Origin of the sequence: Mesorhizobium sp. M7A.F.Ca.US.014.04.1.1, assembly GCF_003998745.1 — a bacterium.
GTDB classification, from domain to species: Bacteria; Pseudomonadota; Alphaproteobacteria; order Rhizobiales; family Rhizobiaceae; genus Mesorhizobium; species Mesorhizobium ciceri.
Map to the genome: position 1 here is coordinate 1 of NZ_RZRW01001022.1, position 1,246 is coordinate 1,246.

Genomic DNA, 1,246 nt, shown 5'->3' on the forward strand with positions numbered 1-1,246 from the left:
CTTCCCTTATTGCCTTTTCGGTGGCGGTCATGGTCGGCAGCGAACCTGTTGCCGGAACCGATCGGGTGACCGATTTTCTAGACCGGATCGATCCCGGAGCGCGTAAAAATTGAGTCTTTCCAACTTGTATATGCATGTATGTATTTTAGCCTTGACATCCGCTCCCGCTGACGCTGAAATATCCGCGCACTTCACCATGAAGTGGCAGGTAAGACGCCGAGGCACAGTGCCGCAAGAGCAGAAACCCGCAGTCTCACCGGACCGGCTACCTCAGTCAGAAAAAGCGGTCCGATCATCAAGGGGAACAAGGATGATGCGTAACCTAACAGGACAATTTCGCGCGCTCGTGATGGCCGCCGCCATCGGGCTCGCCGCCGCCCCGGCGGCCTACGCGGCCGATGCGGCCATTCCCACCACGCCCGAGGCAGGAGCGTTCAAGATCGGCATCGAGCCCTGGCTCGGCTATGGCCAGTGGCATGTCGCCGAGGCCAAGGGCCTGTTCAAGACGAACGGGCTGAGCGACGTCCAGATCGTCAACTTCGCCGAGGACAAGGACATCAATGCAGCACTTGCAAGCGGCCAGCTCGACGCCGCCAACATCGCCACCCACACGGCGATGGGCATGGTTGCGGCCGGCCTGCCGGTGAAGATCGTGCTGCTGCTCGACGTCTCCATGACCGCCGACGCGATCATCGCTGGCAAGGACGTCACCTCCATCGCGGACCTCAAGGGCAAGCAGGTGGCCTTCGAGGAAGGCACGACGAGCGACATCCTGCTCAAATACGCGCTCACCAGGAACGGCATGTCGATCGACGATGTGAAGCCGGTTCCGATGCCTGCGTCCGACGCCGGCAGCGCCTTGATCGCCGGCCAGGTGCCGGTCGCGGTGACCTATGAACCGTACCTCACCGTCGCCATGGCGCAGAACAAGGACCTCAAGCTGCTGTTCACCGCCGGCGAGGATCCCGGCCTGATCAGCGACGTGCTGGTGGTGCGTGACGAGGTGATCAAGTCGCGGCCCGGCCAAGTGCTGGCCATGATCAAAAGCTGGGACGCAGCGCTCAAGGACTACAATGCCGATACGCCCGGTGGGCGCGCCATCATCGCCAAGGCTGTCGGTTCGGACGTCAAGGACCTCAACACCGCCTTTGACGGCGTGCGTTACTACTCACTCGCCGAAAACAAGGCGGCGCTGACCGGTGATTTCACCACCAAGACCTTCGCCGATGTCGAAGCCGCCGCCAAG

1 protein-coding gene is annotated in these 1,246 nt (G+C 61.9%); it reads left to right on the forward strand.

Annotation, left to right across the window (positions count from 1 at the left end):
* Nucleotides 1-313 precede the first annotated feature (313 nt).
* Nucleotides 314-1,246: ABC transporter substrate-binding protein (locus tag EOA22_RS34125; protein ID WP_127390641.1), on the forward strand; the 933-nt coding region annotated here is incomplete at its 3' end.